Origin of the sequence: Micromonospora maritima (assembly GCF_902825405.1) — a bacterium.
GTDB lineage: Bacteria > Actinomycetota > Actinomycetes > Mycobacteriales > Micromonosporaceae > Micromonospora > Micromonospora maritima.
In genome coordinates this window covers 1-2,956 of record NZ_CADEAU010000598.1, presented here as the reverse complement: position 1 = coordinate 2,956, position 2,956 = coordinate 1, and the positions used below count along the sequence as shown (strand labels likewise).

Sequence of the window (2,956 nt, the reverse complement as noted above, 5' to 3'; positions counted from 1 at the left end):
GGCGGCTGGCCTGGGCCGCGAACCGTCCCGCGCCCACCCCGCTGCGGGCCACCGACCGGCGGGCCGTCGGCTACCTCGCGCTGCGGGCCGTGCCGGGGCTGCTCGGTGCGCTCACCGTCGGGACGCTGGCCGTGGGCGTGGTGCTCGCGGTCGTCCTCCTCCGTGCGGTCGTCACCGGCGGCGTCGCCGTGCCCGATCTGCTGCTGCAACTCGTGATCGGGTCGGCCCTGCTCCTGGTGAACCTCCAGGCGGTCGCCAGCGTCGGCGCGCTGGACCGGCATCTCGCGCGGCGGATGCTGGAGCCCGACGGGGAAGCGGCGCTGCGACGCCGGATCGACGAGCTGACCGAGAGCCGGGCCGGCGTCATGGCGGCGGTCGACGCGGAGCGCCGCCGGATCGAGCGGGACCTGCACGACGGCGTCCAGCAGCGTCTCGTCGCACTCGGCATGCTCCTGGGCCGCGCCCGGCGCAGCCGCGATCCGGACCGGGCGAGGGCCCTGCTGGACCAGGCGCACGCCGACGTGCAGTGGGCCCTCGACGAGCTGCGGGAGGTGGCCTGGCAGGTCTACCCGTCGGCGCTCGACCACAGCCCGCTGGACGAGGTGCTGACCATGGTGGCGCGGCGGACGCCGATCCCGGTGCGGATCAGTCACCACCTGGTCGACCGCCCGCCGCGCCAGGTCGAGGCGGTGCTCTACTTCATCGCCTGCGAGGCGATCACCAACGCCGCGAAGCACGCCGGCGCTACCGTGATCGACATCGAGATCGGGGCCGGTGACGGGGGAGTGGAGATGCTGGTGCGTGACGACGGCCGGGGCGGGGCGGACCCGACCGGCAGCGGGCTGCGTGGCCTCGCCCGCCGGGCGGCGGCTCTCGACGGCCGCCTCGACGTGTCCAGCCCGACGGGTGGCCCGACCACGATCCGGACGGTGCTGCCGTGCGGATAGTCCTGGCCGAGGACTCCACCCTGCTCCGCGACGGGCTCACCCGCCTGCTGGCCGACGAGGGGCACGAGGTGGTGGCCGCGGTCGGTGACGCCGACCAGCTGGTCGCCGCCGTCGCGCGCCACCGTCCGGAGGTGGTCGTCACCGATGTGCGGATGCCGCCCACCAACAGCGACGACGGGCTGCGGGCCGCACTGGAGATCCGCCGCGAGTTCCCCGCCGTCGCGGTGCTGGTGCTGTCCCAGTACGTCGAGCGGCGGTACGCCGCCCAGCTGCTCGCGGACCGCTCCGAGGGCGTCGGCTACGTGTTGAAGGACCGCGTCGCCCAGGTCGAGGACTTCCTCGACGCGCTCGACCGGGTGGCCGCCGGCGCCACCGCGCTCGACCCGGAGGTGGTCCGGCAGCTGATGTCGGGCACGAGCCGCACCGATCCGCTGAGCCGCCTCACGCCTCGGGAACGTGACGTGCTGCACCACATGGCACAGGGGCACACCAACGCCGCCATCGCCCAACGGCTGCACGTCTCGCAGAGCGCGGTGGAGAAGCACGTCAACGCCATCTTCGACAAGCTCGACCTCTCCGACGCCACCGGCTACAGCCGCCGGGTGCTGGCGATCCTGCGGTATCTGGGCTCCTGAGTGGTCAGGCCGGCACCGCCTCCAGCGCGGTCCGGAAGTCGGCCACCAGGTCGTCGGTGTCCTCGATGCCGGTGGAGACGCGGACCAGGCCCTCGCCGATCCCGGCGGCGGCGAGCTGCTCGGCGTCCACGATGCCGGCCCACATGGAGCGCGGGTGCACGACAAGCGTGCTGACACTGCCGAGACTGGCCGCGCGCTTTGCCAGGCGCAGCCCGGCCAGCAGCGCCGCCGCGCCGGCCCGCCCGGCCGCCAGCTCCACGCCGAGCACCCCGCCGAAGCCGGTCATCTGCCGGCGGGCCAGCGCGTGCTGGGGGTGCGACGGCAGGCCCGGGTACCGGACCCGCACCACCGCCGGGTGGTCCTCCAGCGCGCCGGCCAGCGCGAGCGCGTTGGCGTTGTGCCGCTGCACCCGCAGCGCCAGCGTGCGCAGGCCGCGCAGCAGCAACCAGGCGTCGACCGGGCCGAGCGTGGCGCCGGTGACGATCGCCGTGCGCCACACCCGATCGATGAGATCCGCGCCGCCGACCACCACCCCGGCGGACACGTCCGAGTGCCCGCCGAGGAACTTGGTGCCGCTGTGCCACACCAGGTCCGCCCCGGCGTCCAGCGGACGCTGGTTGACCGGGGTGGCGAACGTGTTGTCCACCACGACCAGCGCGCCGGCCGCGTGCGCGGTCGCCACCACGGCGGCCAGGTCGGTCAGCTCCAGCAGCGGGTTGCTCGGCGTCTCCACCAGCACCAGCCGGGTCTCCGGCCGCAGCGCCCGGCCGAACGCGTCCGCGTCGGTCTGGTCGACCTGGGTGCACGCGACACCGAACCGGGCCAGCAGGCCGGTGGCCAGCGAGGTGGTGCCGCCGTACGTGCTGCGCTGCACCACCACGTGGTCGCCGGCGGCGAGCAGGGCCAGCGCGACGGTGCTGATCGCGCCCATCCCGGACGCCGTGACCAGCCCGGTCTCCGCGCCCTCCAGCTCGGCGACCACGGCGGCCACCTGGGCGTGGTTGGGGTTGCCGTAGCGGGTGTAGAACGCGGTGCCCCGCGCCTCGGTGGCGATCTCGGTGAACCGCTCGTCGGACTCGGCGCTGAACGTCGCGCTCTGCACGATCGGCGGCGCCACCGACCCGCCCGGAACCAGACCGTCGTCGCCGTGCACCGCCGCGGTGCCGAACCCGGTCATCCGCGCGCCACCCGGTCGACGAGCGCCCGGTAGCTGCCCAACGCGGTGAACTCGGGCAGCGTCAGGTCGCTGCCGTGGCGCTGTCGCAGCACGGTGACCAGCCGCAGCGCGCGCAGCGAGTCGCCGCCCGCGGTGACGAAGTCGGTCGCCGGGTCGCGCGGCGCGGCGCCGAGCACCTCCTGCCAGGCCGCCGCCAC

Annotated in this window: 4 protein-coding genes; 2 read left to right on the top strand and 2 right to left on the bottom strand. The window is 75.1% G+C overall.

The window, feature by feature from the left end; all coding sequences use genetic code 11:
* Both HUW36_RS29710 and HUW36_RS29705 read left to right on the top strand, forming a co-directional pair.
* The coding region (locus HUW36_RS29710) for a sensor histidine kinase (RefSeq protein ID WP_174531131.1) at positions 1-947 on the top strand (947 nt) is incomplete at its 5' end.
* Positions 938-1,582 carry a response regulator gene (locus HUW36_RS29705; RefSeq protein WP_174531130.1) on the top strand — a complete coding sequence of 215 codons (645 nt, stop codon included), beginning with the start codon at positions 938-940 and terminating at the stop codon, positions 1,580-1,582. The genes HUW36_RS29710 and HUW36_RS29705, both read left to right, overlap by 10 nt.
* A 4-nt stretch (positions 1,583-1,586) precedes the next feature.
* On the opposite strand, the gene HUW36_RS29700 is transcribed toward HUW36_RS29705, so the two are convergent.
* Together HUW36_RS29700 and HUW36_RS29695 are read right to left on the bottom strand one after the other, a co-directional pair.
* Complete coding sequence (locus HUW36_RS29700; RefSeq protein ID WP_174531129.1) at positions 1,587-2,759, bottom strand: trans-sulfuration enzyme family protein; 1,173 nt, start codon at positions 2,757-2,759, stop codon at positions 1,587-1,589.
* On the bottom strand, positions 2,756-2,956 hold a 201-nt coding region (locus tag HUW36_RS29695; protein WP_174531128.1), incomplete at its 5' end, for an acyl carrier protein. The genes HUW36_RS29700 and HUW36_RS29695, both read right to left, overlap by 4 nt.

Excerpts from the sequence above, each read along its gene's own strand:
- HUW36_RS29700 (WP_174531129.1), bottom strand. The coding sequence starts at position 2,759 with ATGACCGGGTTCGGCACCGCGGCGGTGCACGGCGACGACGGTCTGGTT.